General features: G+C 61.7%; 21 protein-coding genes and 1 tRNA gene. 9 read left to right on the forward strand and 13 right to left on the reverse strand.

The annotated features are described in order from the left end of the window. Positions 1-218: 218 nt before the first annotated feature. On the reverse strand, positions 219-1,460 hold the full coding sequence (locus NKI32_RS01370; protein WP_031195904.1) for a glycoside hydrolase family 5 protein: 1,242 nt from the start codon (positions 1,458-1,460) through the stop codon (positions 219-221). Positions 1,461-1,476: 16 nt separating this feature from the next. Here NKI32_RS01370 and NKI32_RS01375 point away from each other — a divergent pair, with 16 nt between their 5' ends. The 3 genes from NKI32_RS01375 to NKI32_RS01385 all read left to right on the forward strand — a co-directional run bounded on the left by NKI32_RS01375 (position 1,477) and on the right by NKI32_RS01385 (position 5,830). Then, positions 1,477-3,483: a heparinase II/III family protein gene (locus NKI32_RS01375; protein WP_353001599.1), complete on the forward strand. Its 2,007-nt coding sequence runs from the start codon at positions 1,477-1,479 to the stop codon at positions 3,481-3,483. A gap of 203 nt (positions 3,484-3,686) precedes the next feature. Further along, positions 3,687-4,679: a sterol desaturase family protein gene (locus NKI32_RS01380; RefSeq protein WP_023686296.1), complete on the forward strand. Its 993-nt coding sequence runs from the start codon at positions 3,687-3,689 to the stop codon at positions 4,677-4,679. After that, entirely contained in the window at positions 4,676-5,830 is a 1,155-nt protein-coding gene (locus NKI32_RS01385; RefSeq protein WP_353001601.1) for a GNAT family N-acetyltransferase, read from the forward strand. Before NKI32_RS01380 ends, NKI32_RS01385 begins: the two co-directional genes overlap by 4 nt. A 305-nt stretch (positions 5,831-6,135) precedes the next feature. Here the strand turns inward: NKI32_RS01385 and NKI32_RS01390 are convergent. Beyond that, positions 6,136-6,212: transfer RNA gene (locus NKI32_RS01390), tRNA-Met, on the reverse strand. A gap of 236 nt (positions 6,213-6,448) precedes the next feature. Between NKI32_RS01390 and NKI32_RS01395 the strand changes: the two genes are divergently transcribed. Continuing rightward, entirely contained in the window at positions 6,449-7,408 is a 960-nt protein-coding gene (locus NKI32_RS01395) for a Gfo/Idh/MocA family protein (protein ID WP_023669941.1), read from the forward strand. 64 nt (positions 7,409-7,472) lie between these two features. Here NKI32_RS01395 and mnmA read toward each other — a convergent pair whose 3' ends face one another. Next, complete coding sequence (gene mnmA, locus NKI32_RS01400; RefSeq protein WP_353001603.1) at positions 7,473-8,663, reverse strand: tRNA 2-thiouridine(34) synthase MnmA; 1,191 nt, start codon at positions 8,661-8,663, stop codon at positions 7,473-7,475. A 257-nt stretch (positions 8,664-8,920) separates the two neighbouring features. Here mnmA and sciP point away from each other — a divergent pair, with 257 nt between their 5' ends. Continuing rightward, positions 8,921-9,196: a CtrA inhibitor SciP gene (gene sciP, locus NKI32_RS01405; protein ID WP_013529904.1), complete on the forward strand. Its 276-nt coding sequence runs from the start codon at positions 8,921-8,923 to the stop codon at positions 9,194-9,196. A 64-nt stretch (positions 9,197-9,260) separates the two neighbouring features. Here sciP and NKI32_RS01410 read toward each other — a convergent pair whose 3' ends face one another. Continuing rightward, the gene (locus NKI32_RS01410; protein ID WP_353001606.1) at positions 9,261-10,190 is read right to left on the reverse strand and encodes an NADP-dependent oxidoreductase; all 930 of its coding nucleotides are present in this window, start codon (positions 10,188-10,190) and stop codon (positions 9,261-9,263) included. Between the two features lie 91 nt (positions 10,191-10,281). Between NKI32_RS01410 and NKI32_RS01415 the strand changes: the two genes are divergently transcribed. Beyond that, positions 10,282-10,683 (forward strand): winged helix-turn-helix transcriptional regulator, encoded by a 402-nt coding sequence (locus NKI32_RS01415; RefSeq protein WP_353001607.1) that lies wholly within the window; start codon positions 10,282-10,284, stop codon positions 10,681-10,683. A 109-nt stretch (positions 10,684-10,792) separates the two neighbouring features. Here the strand turns inward: NKI32_RS01415 and NKI32_RS01420 are convergent, their stop codons facing one another. Continuing rightward, positions 10,793-11,170 carry a flagellar export protein FliJ gene (locus tag NKI32_RS01420; RefSeq protein ID WP_023669945.1) on the reverse strand — a complete coding sequence of 126 codons (378 nt, stop codon included), beginning with the start codon at positions 11,168-11,170 and terminating at the stop codon, positions 10,793-10,795. A 449-nt stretch (positions 11,171-11,619) separates the two neighbouring features. On the opposite strand from NKI32_RS01420, the gene ctrA reads away from it, so the two are divergent. Beyond that, positions 11,620-12,315 carry a response regulator transcription factor CtrA gene (ctrA, locus tag NKI32_RS01425; protein ID WP_006203583.1) on the forward strand — a complete coding sequence of 232 codons (696 nt, stop codon included), beginning with the start codon at positions 11,620-11,622 and terminating at the stop codon, positions 12,313-12,315. Positions 12,316-12,400: 85 nt separating this feature from the next. Here the strand turns inward: ctrA and NKI32_RS01430 are convergent, their stop codons facing one another. Then, complete coding sequence (locus NKI32_RS01430) at positions 12,401-12,769, reverse strand: response regulator transcription factor (RefSeq protein WP_023669946.1); 369 nt, start codon at positions 12,767-12,769, stop codon at positions 12,401-12,403. Between the two features lie 243 nt (positions 12,770-13,012). Then, on the reverse strand, positions 13,013-13,642 hold the full coding sequence (gene chpT, locus NKI32_RS01435; protein WP_023669947.1) for a histidine phosphotransferase ChpT: 630 nt from the start codon (positions 13,640-13,642) through the stop codon (positions 13,013-13,015). A 389-nt stretch (positions 13,643-14,031) separates the two neighbouring features. Here chpT and NKI32_RS01440 point away from each other — a divergent pair, with 389 nt between their 5' ends. Both NKI32_RS01440 and NKI32_RS01445 read left to right on the forward strand, forming a co-directional pair. Next, a complete protein-coding gene (locus tag NKI32_RS01440) occupies positions 14,032-14,568 on the forward strand; it encodes a DUF1134 domain-containing protein (protein WP_245259859.1) in 537 nt (178 codons plus the stop codon). Between the two features lie 155 nt (positions 14,569-14,723). After that, entirely contained in the window at positions 14,724-15,884 is a 1,161-nt protein-coding gene (locus NKI32_RS01445) for a coiled-coil domain-containing protein (protein WP_353001610.1), read from the forward strand. 38 nt (positions 15,885-15,922) lie between these two features. Here NKI32_RS01445 and NKI32_RS01450 read toward each other — a convergent pair whose 3' ends face one another. The 6 genes from NKI32_RS01450 to NKI32_RS01475 form a co-directional block, all read right to left on the reverse strand. Next, positions 15,923-16,717, reverse strand: coding sequence for a TrmH family RNA methyltransferase (locus tag NKI32_RS01450; protein WP_023728294.1), 795 nt, complete (start codon positions 16,715-16,717; stop codon positions 15,923-15,925). 71 nt (positions 16,718-16,788) lie between these two features. Then, the gene (locus NKI32_RS01455; protein WP_023669951.1) at positions 16,789-17,127 is read right to left on the reverse strand and encodes an ArsR/SmtB family transcription factor; all 339 of its coding nucleotides are present in this window, start codon (positions 17,125-17,127) and stop codon (positions 16,789-16,791) included. A gap of 153 nt (positions 17,128-17,280) precedes the next feature. After that, entirely contained in the window at positions 17,281-18,051 is a 771-nt protein-coding gene (locus tag NKI32_RS01460) for a HugZ family pyridoxamine 5'-phosphate oxidase (RefSeq protein WP_352789682.1), read from the reverse strand. Positions 18,052-18,086: 35 nt separating this feature from the next. Continuing rightward, positions 18,087-19,139 carry a CaiB/BaiF CoA transferase family protein gene (locus NKI32_RS01465; protein WP_245271336.1) on the reverse strand — a complete coding sequence of 351 codons (1,053 nt, stop codon included), beginning with the start codon at positions 19,137-19,139 and terminating at the stop codon, positions 18,087-18,089. A gap of 121 nt (positions 19,140-19,260) precedes the next feature. After that, positions 19,261-20,022: a 3-hydroxyacyl-CoA dehydrogenase gene (locus NKI32_RS01470; protein ID WP_023683632.1), complete on the reverse strand. Its 762-nt coding sequence runs from the start codon at positions 20,020-20,022 to the stop codon at positions 19,261-19,263. Positions 20,023-20,128: 106 nt separating this feature from the next. Beyond that, positions 20,129-20,665, reverse strand: coding sequence for a GNAT family N-acetyltransferase (locus NKI32_RS01475; protein WP_023686191.1), 537 nt, complete (start codon positions 20,663-20,665; stop codon positions 20,129-20,131). Positions 20,666-20,719: the final 54 nt, after the last annotated feature.

Here is a 20,719-nt window from a genome sequence, read left to right on the forward strand (position 1 = left end):
TCCCTTGGCCCTCTTTCCCTTGTTTGCGTATGATTGAGGACACCAATCTACAGCGAATATATTAAATAGCTGCTCGGTGGAGTGATTTTAAAACTGAGCCTGATTTGGTTCGATCAGGCTCTCTCGGCTGCAACTGGAGACGACAGTCCTTGGGTTTCACGCGATTGATCGCCAGCAACCACGCAGACCGCTCGAGCCGATCCTGACGCGATGACGAGTTATGGCAGGCCCAGTGCCCGCAACATCTCCCGGTCCGGGATCGCAGGCCCCTTGGGTTGGATAACACTCATTCCGTAAGGATTGGAGAATTCCCAGGCCGACCACGGCATCGCGAAGCGTTCCGCCTCTCTGCGCACTGCCATGAGATAGCGCAGGCGATCAGCATCGAAAGCTCCCATGCGGCCATCCGCAGACATCAAGATAACGCCGAATTCGCCCACGAACAGGCGTCGGCTCGCTATGCCATGGGCTTCAGCCCAGTCGACCGCCTGACGGAAACCCGCTTCGAGCTGGCTCTGCCCCCAATTCTGCTCAAAGTATCGGGCGATCGTTTCACGCGCCGAGGCCATGTTCATCACCTCTTCGATCTGGCTCAAGCCGGCGGCGTCCATCTGCGCCTTGAGGGTTTCGGCGACCACTTCGGGCGTGCTGGCGTCGGCAGGCCAGGGAAGGCCGGAGGAGAAAGCGTTCTTGTCATCGGCCCGCTGGTGCGTGAAGCTGTGCGGATCATACATGTGGAAGCTGTAATAGACGTTGGGGTCGTCGAAGTTGGGGTCCAGGTTGACCAGTCCCGCGATGCTCCCGCCGCAGGCGCCGGTCGCGACGATGGTGAGTTCGCTGCTGACGGCGCGAATATCGCGAACCGTGCCTGCCATGATCCGCTGCCAGTCATCGCTGCCGCTTGAATCGCACGGGTAGTAGGCGGGCTCGTTATAGGGCTCGAGGGCGACCTTGTCGGCGCCAATTTTGATCAGCATGGCAGCCACCGCCACTACCATTTTGCGATAGCGGGCAACACCCTCGCTGTCGGCCCCGCCATAGATCATTTCCATGCTGTAGGCCGGAACCTGGCTGACGCCATGCAGATCGAAAACCACCTTGAGCCCGCTTGAAACGACCCGCTGCACCGCAGCGGCAAGCATGTCCAGCGCCTGTTGTCGTTTGGCGCCCTCGCTGGCAAGCAGAGGGCCAGGGTCGACACTCAGCCGGACAAAGTCGAAGCCCATGGATCGAATGCGATCAAACTGGTCGCCGTCCGGCCAATCGGTGAGCGGCCTGCCGCCCGCAAGCCATTCCTTCTCGCTGCGATAGGGCGGCCATTTGTAGGAACCATCTTTCTCCACCGGCGACCAGTTGAGCCATTCATGGACGCCGACGCCGCGCTCAAGCGGGATCGGCGCCGCCTCGGCTGACATAGCCATGCCAAGCGCGCACGCTATGACGTAGACAACTTTTCTCATCGCAAAACTCCGCGTCATGGCCGAAGATATTAACCGCGGGAACGGAAAAGAGGATGCCGCCACACGCTTTTTCGACGGGATGGTGTATGAGGATCAAAATCTTGGCGGAGCGCGGATGAGGGTCGGGTGGTATTTCAACCGATTGCGCAGCATGGAGTTGGCCGAGATATTGCATCGGTTGGACGAGCAGCGCCGGAGGACCGTTTCGCGCCGCCGCGACAACGGCTGGCAGCGCTATGCGTCGCCGCAGTTGCACCCGGTGCTGCACGGATTGCGGAATGCTGTGCCGGCCGCTGCGACACCAGCCCAGCGGCAAGCTATCGAGGCGGCTGCGCAAAACACTCTTCGAGGCCAGTTTTCAGCACTTGGGCAGACCTGGCCACAGCGAGACCCCTATACTCTCTTTCCACCCGAGCTCTGGCGCCTTGATCCGGTGACCGGCCGGCTTTGGCCAGGCCCCAAGACCCATACTTTCGATATCGATTTTCGCCATGCCACCGGCCGTGGCGATGTAAAATATGTTTGGGAAATCAACCGGCTGCAGCAACTGCCGCCACTGGCTGCCCATCTGCTTCTCACCGGCGATGATCAATCCCGTGCGGCCATCGAGGCGGCGATCGAGAGCTGGCATTTCGCCAACCCACCATTTCGGGGCGTTGGCTGGGCCTCGGGCATCGAGGTCGCGCTACGAGCCATCAGCCTGATTGTCACGCTCGACCTCGTCGGCGAGCGGCTTGGCGCGGCGACGCGAGAAAAAGTCGGTGAAATACTGGCGGCAAGCGCCTATTGGCTGCCGCGGTTTCCCTCCCGTTTTTCGTCCGCCAACAACCATCTCGTCGCGGAACTGGCTGGCGAATATCTGATCGGTCTGGCTTTCGGGGCCGAGGTGGCTCGCGAGTCGCTCCTGGCTGAGGTGCTCAAACAGATCCTGGCCGATGGCGCCGGGGCCGAGCAGACCCCGACCTACGCCGCCTTCAGTGCCGAACTTTTCCTGCTGTGCGCTGCGGCGGCGCGCCAGGCCGGACTGCCTTTTCCCCAGCCCGTCGAAGCGCGTTTGGCCGCTTTCGCCAATTTCGCAGGCTGGCTCCCGCCGAAAGCCAGCGGCTTCGGCGACAATGATGAAGGCTGCGTGATCACGCTGGGGGGCGAAACCGATTATGTCGGATCGGTCGCGGCCGCCATCCATGGTTTTCTACGGATGCCGGGCAGGGCACCGGAGCCCGGCGATTTTCGCGCGCTTTTCTTCGGCGCGCCACCGCGGCCGGCGCCGGTGCCGGATGGATTGCATACGTTCACGCAAGGCGGGCTCTCCGTCTGGCGCGGCGAGATGAATGGTCGCAACGTCCATCTGACATACGACCACGGCCCGCTGGGCTACCTTTCGATAGCGGCGCACGGTCATGCCGACGCGCTGTCGCTCACCCTGTGCATTGACGGCGATCCGGTGCTGGTCGACCCCGGCACATGGCTCTATGGTTCGGGGGGAGGCTGGCGCGACTGGTTCCGCTCGACGCCGGCGCACAACACGCTGAACCTAGAGGGTAAAAGCCAAAGCATCATCTCCGGGGCGTTCAACTGGTCGCACAAGGCGGTTGCGACATTGGTGGAGAGCGAGCCGGGGCCGCACTGGAGGCTGTGTGCCCGACATGACGGGTACAAAGGCCGCTTCGGCGTTGTGCATCAACGCGCCGTGACACGCGATGGCGACGGCATCCTCGTGACCGACCAACTGCTCGGCGGCAGCCGCGTCGCTGAGATCGTCTTCCAACTCGCCGCCGACCTCCACGCCAACAGGGATGGAAACATTGTCACGATATTGCGCGGCGCTGAACCTTTGATGACTATCCACTTTCCAGACGCAGCGATCCACATCCGTTCCGGCGGCGACACACCGGGCCAGGGCGGCTGGGTTTCGCCGCGTTTTGGTGCAAGGCAGCCAGCCGAACGCCTCGCATGGCGTGGCCAAGTAGGCGAAAAGGGAGTAGTCATCCGGCTCGCGCCAAGTCCGCCGCAGACCCGATAACGGGCAGGTTGCAGGCGCAGCGTTCGACATTAATTACGTTCAGATATTTAGCGGTTTTGACACCGTTGATCTGCTAATTTGGCCATGATTGTTCTGCCAGTCGCATCCCGATACACAGTTGCGGGCAGCATATGATGGGCCTGGCAATATGTGCTTCGCGACGAGCCGGATCACCATTTCACCACCTAGGAGCCACTGCATCGATGTTTTCGGAATTCGCCAGAGTGATCGTGGAAAAACTCTCACACATCGATCTGCTGACACTCGGTCTCCTGTTGCTCACGGCGCTGGGGAGCGCGGTGGTCGCCTACTGGCGAACGGTCGAACAGAAATCCTTCCGGGACTTTTTCGACTTCGCCTTTCCCGCGGAAGTCATCATGCACCCATCGGCGCGAGCGGACGCATTGTTCTGGATCACGAAAAGGCTTGTGATGCCCTTCCTGCTCATTCCCGCCGGTGTCACCTTCGTTGCCGCCACGGGATATGCAACAAACCAGGCAGTCGGCTGGCTCTTCAGCATCTCGCAACCGCTGATACCCGGCCCCGCCGGCCCAGTGACGATCATCCTCTTCACCGCAACCATGCTCGTTGCTTACGATATCTCCTACTACCTATATCACGTTGCCCAGCACCGTTTCCCGTTCCTGTGGGAATTGCACAAGGTGCATCATTCGGCCGAAGTGATGGTTGGGATCACCAAGGACCGGGTTCACCCCCTGGACGATCTGATGAACCGGATCTGGGACGGCGTCATACCGGGGATCAGTTTCGGCTTGTGGAGCCTGATTGCGCTTGATCCGGTCGAGATCGCCATATTTGGCATCAACGTCTATGTCATTCGCAACATTCTCATGATGGACTTTGTTCGCCACACGCATCTGAAGATTTCCTTCGGCCGGTTGAACGGCGTCATCTTGTGTCCGCACTGGCACCAGGTGCATCACAGTGTCGACCCTCGCCACTACGACAAGAATTTCGGGCTGCTTTTTTCATTCTGGGATCGCATATTCGGAACGCAGTTCATCCCGGATCCGGACGAAGACCTCAAGTTTGGACTGATAGATCGCGACGTACGCGACTATCAGTCGCTTTTTGGACTTTACGTGCTGCCGCTCAAGAAAATGGCAAACCATATCATGCGACTTTTTCAAAAGCGCATCGATGTCGCGCAGCCGCAGGACCGTCTCCAACCATGAACAAAATGGCTTCGATTGACGCTGTTGGTGCGGAGCGACTGGAAATCGTCAGTTCGACGGATCGCCTGGCCGCCATCGAAGCCGAATGGGTAGACCTATGGCATCGTACCCATGCACTGATCTTTCAGAGCCATGCCTGGGTTTCGGCATGGTGGAGCACCGTGCGTGACCGCGACCGGCGCTCGCTGCGGATCGGCCTGGTATGGAGCGATGACAGGCTGGTCGCTGTCATTCCCCTGGCGATCGGCAGACGAAAAGGACTTCGGCTCCTCGAATGGGCCGCCAATAGCTATACGGACTATGGTGATATTCTTGTCGCGCCGGAATGCTCCCTATCGGCCCTCCAGAACCTCTGGAACCGGATCTGTTCGGCGGGTGGCTTCGATCTTGCTTTTATCAATCGTCTGTCGCCGGATGCGGCAGCCCGCAGGATTTTTACACCGGGCTCTTCCAGCGGCGTCAAGCTTCGCGCCAATCACCGGGAGGAAGTCAGTTATCGCGTCGCCGGACAGTGGGCCAGCGGAGCAGCGTGGCTGGCGGACCAGCCGAAAAAGATGCGCCAGAACTATCGGCGCGGCATCAAGATACTGGATGAAACAGGCGAAGTGAAATTCCGCCTCCTGTCGGCTGACGAGCCGCTGCAGCCATTGCTGGAGCGACTGTCGGCGCTGAAGCGCAGATGGCTGGAAAAGCACACGCGTGAATCCGACCTTTTCGAAGAGGGCGAGCCGGTTCTTGCCGCCCTGGTGGACGCGCTGTCACGCGCCGGTGTGCTGCGCATTTTCGTACTTGAATGCAATGGTGCGATGGTCGCGGTTTCCATCAACATCGTCCAGCACAACGTCATGATGGCATTCGTTACCACCTACGACCCTGATTTTAGCCGAGCGTCGCCGGGTGCGGTCCTGATTACGGAGTATATACAGTGGTCGTTTGATCACGGCTTGGGACTGGTCGATTTCCTCTGTGGCGGAGAGGCCTTCAAACATAGGTTTGCAACACAGGCCGTTACCCTCCAATCCGTTCTTGGGGCACGCACTGTGCAGGGCGCGCTCGCTTCTCTCGCTGATCGTATCTGTCAGACGATCCGCGTACGCTCACGCGGATTGGCGTCGGCGAATCCAGAGCGCCCGCCCGATGAGACTGCTTAATTTAGCTGGATAACTTGGGCATAAGCCGCCGAGCGTTGAGGGCTGGCGTGCGACATGGGCGCGCCATTCGAAAATCCGCGTCGATTGCGCCTCGGAATCGGGACCGAATGGGTCCGCAGGTGCAGACTTCAATTCCCGCAAATCACGTCTCTCGAGGCGCAGTTTGTCGTCTGCGAAGCGTTGCAACACGTTCGTTGGCGTCACAACGGTAGCAGGCTAGGTCCTGAGAATCATTGAAGATTTTTTCGGACAGGGCGCTACCATAGGTCGGCGTTTTTACTATGATTTCAGTAGCTTAGGTAGGCTGGTAGCGGGAGAGGGACTTGAACCCCCGACCCCAGGATTATGATTCCCGTGCTCTAACCAACTGAGCTACCCCGCCAGGGCGGCGAAAGGCCCGAAATCCGCCTTAAATCGAAAGGCATTTCGAGGCGTTCGCCAAGGTCGCGCGGATATAAGGTTGGGAGGGCGAGCCTGTCAAGCATCGATGCGCGAGGGGCGCCGGCATATTGTCGCCGGTAAAAGCTTTGCCGGGCTGGCATCTCCGGTAAGCCACCGGGGTTGAGTTCGACGGGGCACGCCGCTATGTCTCGGCCAAGAAATTAGAGTTTGAAGCTGATGAAGCCGCGCATTGCAGTCCTCGGTTGCGGATACTGGGGCAGCAACCACATCCGCACCCTCAAGGCGCTCGGCGCGCTGCATGCGGTTTCCGATGCCAATCGGGCGCGGGCCGAAGGCTTTGCCAGCGAGCAGGACTGCCTGGCGATCGAGCCCGACCAGCTGTTCGTGCGTGATGATATCGACGCCATCGTCATGGCGCTGCCGCCGCAGTTCCATGCCGATCTTGCCGTGCGCGCCGCTGAGGCCGGCAAGGACGTGCTGGTGGAAAAGCCGATTGCGTTGACCGTGCCCGACGCCGAGCGCGCCGTGCAGGCGGCCAGGGACAATGGCCGCGTGTTCATGGTCGGCCATGTCTTGCGCTTCCATCCCGCCTTCGAGACGCTGAAGGCGCTGATCGACAATGGCGAGCTCGGCGAGGTCCGCTACATCCACTCGCACCGGCTCGGCCTCGGCAAATTCCACACCGAGAACGACGCACTGTGGGATCTGGCGCCGCACGATCTGTCGATGATCCTGGCCATCACCGGCACCGAGCCGATCGAGGTCAGGGGCGAGGGGGCGGCACTCCTCGACAATCTCAGCGATTTCGCGCATCTGCACATGCGTTTTCCCAACGGGCTGCGCAGCCATCTCTTCACCTCGCGGCTCAATCCCTATCGCGAGCGGCGGCTGACCGTGGTCGGCACCAAGGCAATGGCGGTGTTCGACGATGTCGAGCCCTGGGAGCGCAAGCTGGCCGTCTACCGCCACGCGGTGTGGCAGGACAGCGGCCAGTGGGCCTTCACCACCAACGAGCCATCCTATGTCGCGGTCGGCCAGGGCATGCCGCTGACGCGCGAGCTCGAGCACTTTATCCAGTGTATCGAGACGCGGGCCGAGCCGCGCACCAGCGGCGAGGAAGCCATCAGGGTGCTGCGCATCCTGACGGCGGGTACAGTCACGCACACTAAGTCCTGAGACCGTTTCGAAACTCTGCTCTTAAGGCAGATCGAAACTAAAACTGTCTCCGAGAGGGTAGTGTTTACTCTGCGGGAATCTGCGCCGGCCTGGCTGCGAGCCGGCTGAGCATGGCTTCGGCCTCGGCGCCGCGCTCGGAGCGCTCGATGAAGCCGCCGCCGAGAACGCGGGCTTCGTTGCCGTCGTCAGAATAGAGCACGCAGGCCTGTCCCGGCGCGATGCCGGACTCGCCGTCGACCAGTTCGACAAAGGTGCTGCCGGCGCGGTGATGCAGCACGGCCGGGCGCGGCGGCCGCGTCGAGCGGACCTTGGCGAACAGCTCCATGCCGGCGGCCGGAATGTCGGACAGCGCGCGATCGCCCAGCCAGTTCATGTTGCGCAGATAGATCTTGTGGGTCTCCAGCGCCTCGCGCGGGCCGACGATGACACGGGCCCGGTCGGCGTCGAGATGGACGACGTAAAGCGGCTCGCCCGAGGCGATGCCGATGCCGCGGCGCTGGCCGATCGTATAGCGCAGGATGCCGTCATGGCGACCGAGCACGCGGCCGTCGATATGGACGATGTCGCCTGGGTTGGCGGCAGCTGGCTTCAGCTTGGCGATGATGTCGGAATATTTGCCCTGCGGCACGAAGCAGATGTCCTGACTGTCCTGCTTGGCGGCAACGGTCAGCCCCATTTCTTCGGCGATGGCCCGCACCGCAGGCTTGGACAGCCCACCCAGCGGAAAGCGCAGATAGTCGATCTGCGCCTGCGTGGTGGCAAACAGGAAATAGCTCTGGTCGCGGTCGGCATCGACGGGCCGGAATAGCGCGCGGTGGGCGCCATTGGCCCCGGAGCGGATATAATGGCCGGTGGCGAGCGCATCGGCGCCAAGGTCCTTGGCGGTGGCCAAAAGGTCGGCGAACTTCACCGTCTGATTGCAAGAGACGCACGGAATGGGCGTTTCGCCGGCAACGTAGCTCTCGGCAAACGGGTCGATGACCGCCTTGCGGAAGCGCTCCTCATAGTCGAGCACGTAATGCGGAATGCCCAATGTCTCGGAAACGCGGCGGGCATCGTCAATGTCCTGGCCGGCGCAGCACGACCCGGCCCGGTGCGTTGCGGCGCCATGATCGTAGAGCTGCAGCGTGACGCCGACGACATCGTAGCCTTCGCGCTTCAGCAGACCGGCGACGACGGACGAGTCGACACCGCCCGACATGGCGACGACGACGCGGGTGTTTTGCGGGCTGGAGGGAAGGTCGAGGCTGTTCATGGTTCTTTCGTTCTGCGCGGCGCTTCAATGGCAGTGGCGCGAATATAGGTCAACCACACCAGCGGCGCCAGCTTTGCGGCGGTGCCGATTTTGCGGGAAAATTGCGCGCCTGCCCGCCGTTGCCTCAAATGCCGATAAAAAGACTAACGCGGCGTTCATGATCCTTACCTACTCATTAGGGTTCGCTTAGGCAATTTTTAAAGCTGTGGCGGTAATGTGGTGGGGATTGGGTCTTTGAGTTTTTAGTAGAGAGTACGATGACCGATCTTGTTAGACCGCGAGTCAAATATGTTATTGGGCCTGACGGCAGCCCTCTTACGATTGCCGATCTTCCGCCGACGAATACACGTCGCTGGGTTATCCGGCGCAAGGCGGAAGTGGTTGCTGCGGTCCGCGGCGGGCTTTTGAGCCTCGACGAGGCATGCCAGCGCTACAAGCTGACCACCGAGGAATTCCTGTCCTGGCAAGCGTCGATCGACGAATACGGCCTTGCCGGGCTGCGCACGACGCGCATCCAGCAATACCGGCACTAGAGCCAGGACCACAACAGAAAAGGGCGCGGTAACCGCGCCCTTTTGCCTGTCGGTAATGCCTGCTTCAGACCGTCAGCACCACCTTGCCGATCGGCCTAGTGGCGAGAAAAGCGTGCGCGGCGCCCGCCTGTTCGAGCGGAAACGCCTTTGCCACATGGACCGCAAGCTTTCCCGCATCGACCAGTTTGCCAAGTTCGACGAGGCCTTCACGGTCGGGCACGACGGACATGCGCTCGACGCGGATCCCACGCGCAGCAGCCTTGGCTCGGGTGGTGTCGTGGACATTGAGCAGCGACACCAGGACCCCACCGTCCTTCAGGACTGTCAGCGATTGGTCGGCATGGTCGCCGCCCACCGGCTCCAGCACCAGGTCGACGTCGCTGACCTCGGCGGTGAAATCTCCCTTGGTGTAGTCGATCACTTCATCGGCGCCGAGCGAGCGGACGAAATCGAGTTTCTTCGGGCTGGCGGTGGCGATGACATAAGCGCCGCGCGCCTTGGCTATCTGCACCGCCAGATGCCCGACGCCGCCGGCCGCGGCATGGATCAGCACGCGCTGGCCGCGCTTCAGGCCGCCATGGCGGACAAGGCCTTGCCAGGCGGTCAGGCCGGCCAGCGGCAGCGCGCCTGCATGAAAGTGATCGATGCCTTGCGGCTTCGGTGCGATTTCATCGGCCGGGGCCACAGCGAGCTCCGCATAGGCCGCGGCCTGCTTGGGAAAACGCGGCATGCCGAACACGGCGTCACCGACCCTGAGGCCGCCATCGACGCCTGGGCCTACCGCCTCGACCGTACCTGAAATATCCCAGCCCAAAGTGAAGGGCGGTTCGCCCAGCAATGGATAGTAGCCGGCGCGCACCGAGCCATCGACCGGATTGATGCCGGCAGCATGCACGCGCACGAGCACTTCGCCGGACTTGGGCGAGGGCGCGGGGCGATCGGCGATGACGAGGACGTCGGGTCCGCCGACTGAATTCTGGACAACGGCACGCATGGGAGGCTCCTGCTGGGGTTTCTGTGCCACTATCATTTGGATAGTAATATTCCCTTGTCCAGTATGTACCTTTTCCATATATAGGCACCTCATGGATAGTGATAATGATTGCGGCTCCGGCTATGACGCCTTCCAGCGGACGTGTCCTTCGCAAGCCGTGCTCGAGATGCTGGCCAGCAAATGGGTCTATCTGACGGTTTGTGCGCTGCGCCGTGGCCAGATGCGCAACGGCGAACTGGCGCGTAAGCTCGAAGGCATCACGCCTAAAATGCTGACGCAGACGCTGCGCGTCCTCGAGCGCGACGGGCTTGTGCGGCGCGAAATCTTTCCGGTGATCCCGCCGCGGGTCGAATATGAATTGACCGAACTTGGCCAGAACCTGGCGGGGCTGCTCACCCAGATACGCTCCTGGTCGGAAGAGCATGTGCCTGACATCAAGCAAGCGCGGGCGAGGGCGGCGGCGAACCTGGAAAGGGATTTGGCACGGGCCTGAAGCTGCGGCCGCCTTACGGGCCGGATCAGCAGCGCCGGAGCCTTTTGGCGCGCTACACGCAAAGCAAAGCGCGGCGTCAGGCGGCGCCGGTCGGGTTAAAACCCTGCCGTCAGCCGATCATGGCGCTGCGACCGCCGAGTTCCGCGTCGCGGATCTTGGTGTCGCGCGATTCCAGCATCTCGGCCTTGGAAAGCTCCGCTTCAGCTTCGCCGAGTAATGATTCGGCAGCACTTCGCTGCTGGGCGAGGTCGCTTTGAGAGTTTCTGAGGTTATCACGGCGCAGACGCGCCGCCTTGGCGAAGGTCGGATAGGCAAAATGATTGATGTCGGTGATGCCGGCCTTCTTCTCCTCGGCGGTGATCTGAAGCTCCAGTTCAACGGCCATGCGCTCGAACTCGGCGATCATCATGTCGAGCTGCAGCAGCTGCCGCCGCTTCTCATTCACCTGAAATTGCTTCAGCCGAACGAGGTTTTCACGTGACTTCATGATTCGGTACTCCCGGAAACGCACACCTGCACATATCGTCCAATCCGTCCGCAAGGGCCTGGCGTCGCCCGTATCCACCGGCATTCCCCGAACTATGGGAAACAAATCCCTAAAGTTTTTTGCCGGCGGTAACCATTCGTTTACGCGCATTGTTAATCATAAGGGCGAGGACTTAAGGCCGGGTAAAAATTCCGGCTCCCGATACGGAAGCCGGCCAGCGAGTCCCTTGAGTCACTTAGTCCGACTTATTAATGTGTTGCATTAGCGATTTGGTTCTGTGATTCATCATTAGATTCAAGAGGGTGTAGAAAGGGGTTAAAAAATCTGGTACCGTCCTTGGTGCGGAATTAGGTTTTGTTAACCATTCGATGGCAGCCTCTGTTCAGGCAATCACTGCTCCGGTCCCGGATGGGTCGTGACATGGTCCGGCGGCAGAAAAGGGGAATGAAATGCGCGTTCTGCTGATAGAAGACGACAGTGCAACCGCTCAGAGCATCGAGCTGATGCTCAAATCTGAAAGTTTTAATGTTTACACGACCGACCTCGGCGAAGAAGGTGTCGATCTCGGTAAACTTTATGATTACGATATCATTCTTCTCGACCTCAACCTTCCCGATATGTCCGGCTACGAAGTCTTGCGGACACTTCGCCTGTCCAAGGTGAAGACGCCGATCCTGATCCTGTCCGGCATGGCCGGTATAGAGGACAAGGTGCGCGGCCTGGGCTTCGGCGCCGACGACTATATGACCAAGCCGTTCCACAAGGACGAACTGGTCGCCCGCATTCATGCCATCGTGCGCCGTTCCAAGGGCCATGCCCAGTCGGTCATCACCACCGGCGACCTGGTGGTCAATCTCGACGCCAAGACCGTCGAAGTCGGCGGCCAGCGCGTGCATCTGACCGGCAAGGAATACCAGATGCTGGAGTTGCTCTCGCTGCGCAAGGGCACCACGCTGACCAAGGAAATGTTCCTCAACCACCTTTATGGTGGCATGGACGAACCGGAACTGAAGATCATCGACGTCTTCATTTGCAAGCTGCGCAAGAAGCTCGACGCAGCATCCGGTGGCCAGAACTACATCGAGACGGTCTGGGGTCGCGGCTATGTGCTGCGCGAGCCGGAAGACATCCGCGTCAGCGCCTGAGCGAACACCATCCGATTGAACCAATGCAAAAAACCCGGCTCAGGCCGGGTTTTTTGCTGTCCTTTTTGGCCGAAAACGAGCCGAATCAGGCGGCAACCTTCAAGGTACGAAAACGTTCGAGCAGTTGCGGCCGGTTGAACGGCTTCAACAGATAACCCTGGGCGCCGGCGCGCTTTGCCTTCATGATCGAGGCAACGTCGACCTCGACCAGTGAGATCAGAATCTGTGGTTTGATCGTGCTCTCCATGGCGCGAACCTGGCGAATGACGTCGACCGCTTGCATGTCCGGCAGGGCGCCGTCGACGACAATCACATCAGGCATCTCGGCAGCGCACATCTCGACAGCATCAAGTCCAGTTGCCGCTTCGATCACCACCATGTCGGAGCCGCCAAGAATCCGTTTTGCAACTTTTCTGATGACGCTCGAATCGTCGACAAACATGCAGCGCTTCATTTCCGGGTCCTCTTTGCCATGGGGCGAACCGGCGGCATCCGGGTATCGGGATGCACACTAGGCCGATCTGGTAAAGAAGCAGAAAAGCCGTTAGGTAAAGTTTTTACAAACATGTCGTTTGCAGCCCCATTCTGCAGGGGCGTTGCCGGCAATGAAACTTGCCTGTTCTGAATTGCCGCAAATACCAGCGGGAAAAGATACTTGATTGTTCTTAATGCTCGGCGTCCTGCCGAACGGCTTCGCTCAAGCCGCGGACAGCACGATCTCTTCGGCGGTCGCGTGAATCGAGATCGTCATGTTGGCCTCACGCGCCAGCAGCAGCGTGTAGTAGGGCTGGACGGTATGGGCGTCGATAGGCTCCTCGGGCTTGTTGCCGGAATGGAGCTCGAGGAATTTCGGCGGCACGCGCAGCATCGGGCCGCTTGCGGCAAGCGCAAAGCGCGGCTCGGTGTCGAGGTTTTCCAGCGTGACCACCAATCTGCCACCGCGCGGGATGGCGGCATTGGCGACGAGCAGCAAATTGAGCAGCAGCTTGACCTTGTTCTTGGGCAGCAGGGCGCGAACCCCGTTCCAGATCAATTCCGGCTTCTCGTTCTTCAGGAAGGCGATGGCGACGGACTCGGCATCGCCGGTGTCGATCATCATGCCCGCCGAACCGGCGGCGCCGAAGGCGATGCGGGCGAATTGCAGGCGGGCCGAAGCGTTTCTGGCGCTCTGCCGGATCAGTTTCATGGCGTCTTCGTCGGCGCCGCCCTCGTCCAGGAGTTCAAGGCCGTTGTTGATGGCGCCGACCGGCGAAATGATGTCGTGGCAGACTCGGCTGCACAACAAGGCTGCGAGATCGGGTGCGGAGAGAGAGAAAAGCTCAGCCATCGGCGAAAAATCCCTGCTAAAATTCACATCCTGGTGGCCGCGCGGCCGACAGCCACGCTCACCACCCGAATCACGCTCTCTCCCCAGGCATTCTGAATACACAGCGCCCGAGCGTGCAGCAACAATCCACAATTCTTGTGAGAAAAACGGCATCTTTGCACAGGATGGGAGCCCGTGCAGACAGTCAGAAACAGCCTTCGAACCGCCATGTTCATGTGGGAGGTTAATGGTTGAAAAAGGATTACGGCATAGTTTGCCCGTAACAGCCATCCTTAACGGCCGCCTAAAGAGCCGGACGGGGTGCGAGGCGTCGGCGAAAGTGCTCCCTGACGGAGATTGGAAGCATGGTTTCCCGATTCTACGACCGGACGTTTGTCCGCGTCTTCTTCATGGCGATTGCCCTCATGGGCGCTCTCGCTTTCTCAACCTCTGCGTCGCGGGCACAGGAATACACCGCTCAGGAGATCGTCGATTCCGGTCACAAGTTCTTCGGCGCGACGTCGGGCGGTCTCGCCACCGTCGTCGAGAAGATTTTTGCCTCCTACGGCCTGCCCAATGGCTATCTGCTCGGCGAAGAGGGCTCCGGCGCGCTGATCGGCGGCCTGACCTATGGCGAAGGCACGCTCTACACCAAGAATGCCGGCGACCATAAGGTGTTCTGGCAAGGGCCTTCGCTCGGCTGGGATTTCGGCGGCGAGGGATCGCGGGTGATGATGCTCGTCTATAACCTCGACGACGTCAGCAATCTCTACAATCGGTTCGGCGGCGTTGCCGGTTCGGCCTATGTCGTGGCCGGCGTCGGCTTCAACGTGCTGCAGAACAACAGGGTGCTGCTGGTGCCGATCCGCACCGGCGTTGGCGCGCGGCTTGGCGTCAATCTCGGCTATCTGAAGCTGACGCAGAGGCCGACCTGGAATCCCTTCTGAGCGATTCCGACCACACTTCGACCCGATCAACAGATTCTGACCCGCTGCAGCTGCGGCAAACCCTTGCCGCAGCGCTGGATTTGCGTCATGCGAACATGGCAAAGTCCAGACTTGGCGGTTGCCGGATAGCGGCCCGCCCGTAACGGGTAGTCACCTTGGTTCAGTCGATCCTGTTCTTCGCCCTCGGCTTTCTGTGCGCAGGCTTTCTGGCGCTGCTGGTCGCGCCGGCCATCTGGCGGCGGGCGGTCGCGCTGACACGCAAGCGTGTCGAGGCGTCGGTGCCGCGAACGCTGGCCGAGATCCAGGCCGACAAGGACAGCTTGCGGGCCGAGTTCGCCATGACGACGCGCCGGCTCGAAATCAGCATCAAGACGCTGCGTGAGCAGGCGAATGAGCAACTCGTCGAAATCAATCGCGGCCGCGAGGCGCTGAAGGGCCTGGCGGTCGTGCGCAAGGACAAGAAGCAGGCGCTTTCGGAGCTCGGGGAAAAAAACGAATTGCTGCTGCATCGCGAGCAGCAGATACAACAGCTGTCGGACAGGCTTGCACAAACAGAGCGCATGATGGAAAAGCGCGCGCTCGAGCTGGAAAAGCTCGAACATATGTACGACGACGCGTCCTTCTCCTCCAGCAATCGTCAGATCGAACTGGTGGCTCGCGAATCCGAGCTGGAAAAACTTGCCAACGACATTTCAGTGCTGCGCGGCCAGCGGAAGGAGGCCGACAAGCGCCATCAGGAAGTCGTCGCCGAAGGCAAGGCCACGCGCGATGCCTTGAAGGCCGAAAAGAAAAGAACCGCCGACCTCGACAGAAAGCTCGAGCGCCTGCTCGCCACGCTTGCCGATCGCGAGGACAAGCTCGATCGCCGCGAAAAGGAACTGGCCCGGCTTCGCGAGCGGGTGAAGGGCGAGGCTACAGGAGGCGCCGTGGCTGCTGGCCTGGTTGGTGCGCAAGACAGTGCCCGCGCCAGGAACGAGGACATCGACAAGACGCTCGCCAAGCTCGAAGGCGACCGAGAGCGGCTCGAAGCCAGGCTGACGACGCTGGCCCGCGAAAACAAGCGGATGAAGGCGGAGCTTGGCGGTTCTGGATCCGCGAAGCCCGGGAATGGCCCCGGCAATGGCAATGATGCCGGTTCTGCCTTGCGCGAACAGATGAACAATCTGGCGGCTGAGGTCGTCCATTTGACGGCCAAGCTCGAAGGACCTGATTCACCGATCGCCAAGGCGCTGGCGGCGCCGCAGGAAACGCGGTCAGGAACCACCAGCCTGGCCGATCGCGTGCGGGCGTTGCAGAAGGCAGATTTGCCGAGCTGAGTTTCAAGCCCCGGCTTGGAATTGCCTGACTACGCCTATCAGGGCGAAAAATGGTGCAGCGCAATGGCTGACGCGGCAGCAACATTCAGGCTGTCGAACCCTCCCGACATCGCGATCCGCACCGTCCGCAGGCGGGCAAGCAGCCTCTCCGGGAGGCCCTCGCCTTCGGTGCCGAGATAGAGCGCCAGTCGTTTCGGTCGCGTGGCATCGCGAATGTCAGCCTCACCACGCGGCGACAAAGCGACCTGGCCGAAGCCCAACTCGCCGAGCTTCGCGATGAAAGCTTCAGTGTCGCCGAAGGACGCAAAGGGCACCTTCAACGCGGCGCCGACGGAGACGCGGATCGCCTTGCGATACAGTGGGTCGCAACAGGTGGCGTCGACGAAGACGGCATCGGCGCCGAAGGCGGCGGCATTGCGGAAGATCGATCCGATATTGTCATGGTTGGCGATGCCGATGAGAACGACGATCAACGCTTCGGCAGGCAAGGTGTCGAGCAAGGCCTCGGCGGGCTGTGGCGTGCCCTTGCTGCCGATCGCCAATATACCGCGATGCATGTGGAAGCCGGCGATCCTGTCCATGACGGCGCTTGCCGCAACGTAGACCGGCAGGTCGGCAGGGGCCTTGCGCAGGATGTCGTCGAGCCCGGCCAGCCGGTTTTCGAGGACCAGGACCGACTCCGCAGCAAAGCGTCCGGCTGACAGCAGGACGTCCAGCACCACCTTGCCTTCGGCAACGAACCGGCCATGGCGGCCGGTGAGATCGCGCTCGCGGATGTCGAGATAGGCGGCGACCCGCGGATCGCGCGCGTCGTCGATCTGGATCGGATCCATCAATACCTCGGCCGGCGAAAAATCGTCACCGACGTAAGGAGCGATCGGAGCCGCCAGTCAAGCCCTGCAGGTCAAGTCCCGGCGCGGCGCAGACGCGTTGCCATTTGGGACAAGTCGCCTATCCCGAAAATGCCGTCCAGCATGCGCAACAGTTCGCGCACGGCTTCGGACTTGCAGGAATAGTAGATCATCTGCCGGTCGCGGCGGGTCTCGACAAGATCGAGCGCCCTGAGCTTGGCCAGATGTTGCGACAAAGCAGACTGGCTGAGCATCACCTTTTCGGCGATGGCGCCGACCGACATTTCACCGTCGGCCAGATAGCTCATGATCAAGAGCCGCTTTTCGTTGCCCATAAGGGTCAGAAATGTCGCCGCCGATTCGGCATTGGCGATTAGTTTGGTCGAGACCATCGATGCCCCATGTTTTCCTGCTCATCCAAACGCTATGGGGGCAAATAGCGTTGGCTGCTATAATTCAGCTATGGATCACGCTGCTGATTCAGCGTCACCTGAATCGTAGATCATTTCGCCCAAATCTCAAGACGTGCTTTTGATTCATGACGATTATCCTTGCGTAGCTGGCGCACGACCGGCTTTGGCCATGTCGACCAGAACCGGCCGCAGGTCGCGCGCGGTCTTCAATGGCTGCGGAAAATAGACCCTGCAAACGGTGTCGCCCGATGCCAGGTCCATGCCATCGGCATCGAAGCCGGTCATGGTCCAACCATCACCTTCAACCCTGGCGAAATGATGGGCATAGACGGCGATGGCGTCGAGATGGTCGGCATTCATGTGGTCGAGAGCGGATTGTTCGCTGGCGGCCAGCTCGTCGACGATCAACCCCTCGGTGATGAGATCGGCACGGTCGAGCAGGTAGGCCTTGCCGAAGCCGCCATTCAGGCTGGCGCGCTCCGGCTCGAGGCGAAAGATCGAGAAATCGCCGAGCTCGGCATAGAGCTTTGCCTTGGGATTGCGGTTGAGATAGCGCCGCTCGGCGCGGGCATGCGCGCTCGACCCGCGTTCCAGCGGCTGCGCCCGGCAGACCAGCGTTATCCTGGGATGCGCCAGCGGATCGCCCTTGCCGGGTTCGCCGACAAGCAGCGAGCAGCGCGGCTCGGCAAGGATGGCGCCGGTATGGGCTGACAGCGCCGAGACAAGGATCAGAGGCGTGCCATCGATGTCGGTGGCGACTCCGACCCTGGAGGCCAGCGGTGCGCCGGTCGACGGCTCGATCACCGCGAGGGCGCCGAAACGGGCGCTGCGGATCAGCGTTGCGGCCAGCCTGATCGCCTCGGCGTCCGTCGCGCGAATGACGTCCTTCTTCGGCTGGTCCAAAATGCCCACCAGGTAAGTTGATTTTCTAAATCCAGTTATTGGCCAATCATGCCGGCTTTGACAAGCGCTTTGATCTCGGCTGTCGAAAAGCCGAAGCGCGCCAGCACAGTCTGGGGCAGCTGATCGTCATCTTCAGACATGCCGGCAAGCGCCGGCTGCGAGGCCGAGAAGCGTGGCGCGGGCGCGGGGCGCTCGAGCGCACCGGCCTTCACAAATGCGTGACGCGCCCGGTTGTGCGGATGATCCCTGGCTTCGGCCAGCGACAGAACCGGCGCCACGCAGGCATCGCTTGCGGCAAACAGCGCGTCCCAGTCGTCGCGTGTCTTCTGCCGGAACCGGTCGGCAATGGCCGCGCGCATGTCCGGCCACAACGCCTTGTCGTATTGGCCGCGGACAAAATCCTCGCCGAGCGGCAGCAGCTTTGCGAATGCGGCGAAGAAGCACGGCTCAAGGCAGCCGACCGCAACGTGGCGTGCGTCCGCCGTCTCATAGGTGTCGTAGAAGGGCGCACCGGAATCGAGCAGGTTGGCGCCGCGCCGGTCGCTCCACAGACCTGCCGACATGAAGGCGTGTATGGGGGCCGCCAGCATCGAAGCGCCCTCGACCATCGCCGCGTCGATCACCTGGCCTTTGCCGGAGCGCGAGCGCTCGAACAGCGCTGCAAGCACCCCGGCGATCAGCATCATGGCGCCGCCGCCATTGTCGGCGATCAGATTCAGCGGCGGCACCGGCCGACCTTCCTCCCGGCCGATGGCATGCAACACACCCGAATAGGCGAGGTAGGTGATGTCGTGGCCGGCACGACCTGCGAGCGGCCCGTCCTGGCCGAAGCCGGTCATGCGGCCGTAAATCAGCGCCGGATTGCGCGCCAATGCAGCATCCGGGCCGAGACCAAGCCGCTCCATCACACCGGGGCGAAAGCCTTCGACAAACAGATCGGCCTTTTCGGCAAGGCGCAGCAGCAGTTCCGTTCCTTTGGCCTGCTTGAGGTCGACGCGCAGGATGGAGCGGCCGTGACGGTCGAGATTGTACGCATCGGAGAGCGGCAGCAGGGGTTGGTCCGAACCGGTGCGCTCGATGCGCAGCACCTCGGCGCCCCATCTCCGACAGCATCAGCCCGGCCAGAGGCACCGGGCCGAGCCCAGCCATCTCGATGACTTTCAGGCCGGCCAGCGGACCGGTCTTCACTGCGCCGGCCGCCATGGCCGTCTATTTCGGCGCCATGCGGATTGCCCCATCGAGGCGGATGGTTTCGCCGTTCAGCATCTGGTTTTCGACGATATGCAGGGCGAGCGCGGCATATTCGGACGGCTCGCCGAGGCGGGACGGGAAGGGCACGGCCGCGCCGAGCGAATCCTGCACCTCCTGCGGCATGCCGGCCATCATTGGCGTCTTGAAGATGCCGGGCGCGATGGTGCAGACGCGAATGCCGGAGCGCGCCAGGTCGCGGGCAACCGGCAGCGTCATGCCGACGACGCCGCCCTTGGATGCGGCATAGGCGGCCTGGCCGATCTGGCCATCATAGGCGGCCACCGACGCGGTGTTGACGATGACGCCGCGCTCGCCGCCCTGCAGCGGTTCGAGTTTGGCGGCACGGTCGGCGACGAGGCGGATCATGTTGAAGGTGCCGATCAAATTGATCTCGATCACCTTGCGGTACTGGTCGAGCGGATGTGGACCATCCTTGCCGATCGTCTTCACGCCGATGGCAATGCCCGCGCAATTGACCAGGATGCGCGCTGGCCCAAGTCTCTTTTCCACCTCGGCGACCGCGGCCGCACCGCTGTCGGCGCTGCTCACATCGCACTGGATGGCGGCGCCGCCAATGTCGCCCGCCACCTTCGATGCCCGGTCGATGCCGATATCGAAAATGGCGACGCGCGCGCCCTTGTCGGCCAGCGCGCGGGCGGTTGCCTCGCCGAGGCCGGAGCCGCCGCCGGTTACGATCGCAATCTGGCCGTTCGGGTTCATGCTGCATGCTCCGTGCTGTTCCAGGTCATGCTACGGAGGTCGCCGCCATGGTGCAACCTGACCAATGGGGATCCATCGCGACCGGTGCCGCGACCGATCCTGGAGCTCAGGCCATCACTGGTGCCTGCTCCGCGATCCTGGCAAGGCTGGCATGGCCGACCTCGCCGGAGAGCCGCGCCACGGCACCGGGCACGATCTCGTGCGACAGCAGCCGGTCGAGGTCGACCGGGCGCGGCATGGAGATCTGGCCGCGGGGGATCTTTCTGAAGCCGAGCGGGCCGTAATAAGGCTCGTCGCCGACAAGGATCACCGCCGGCGCGCCGGCCTTGGCGGCCGCCTCCAGCGCGATCGCCACGAGCCGGCGGCCGATACCGAGATTCTTGAAGGCGGGCCGCACGGCGAGCGGCCCGAGCATCAGCGCGCGTCCGGCGCCGGCGGCGATGCGGGTCATGCGCACCGAAGCAACGACGATGTCGCCATCCATGGCGACAAAGGATAGCGAGCGCTCGTGGCCGCCGGTCTCGCGAATCTTGTAGGCGGCCAGCACGAAACGGCCGGGGCCAAAGGCTTCGTCGTTGATGGCTTCGATTTCGGGATCATGCGCCGGAGTTTCCGGCAGGTATTTCACGTCGGCAAGGCTCATGGTCTTCGCGGTCCGATAAAGAGGAAAGGTTGCTGCAAGCGGCAGCGTTCGCCA

It is taken from the genome of Mesorhizobium sp. M0761, from assembly GCF_040320205.1.
Lineage (GTDB): Bacteria > Pseudomonadota > Alphaproteobacteria > Rhizobiales > Rhizobiaceae > Mesorhizobium.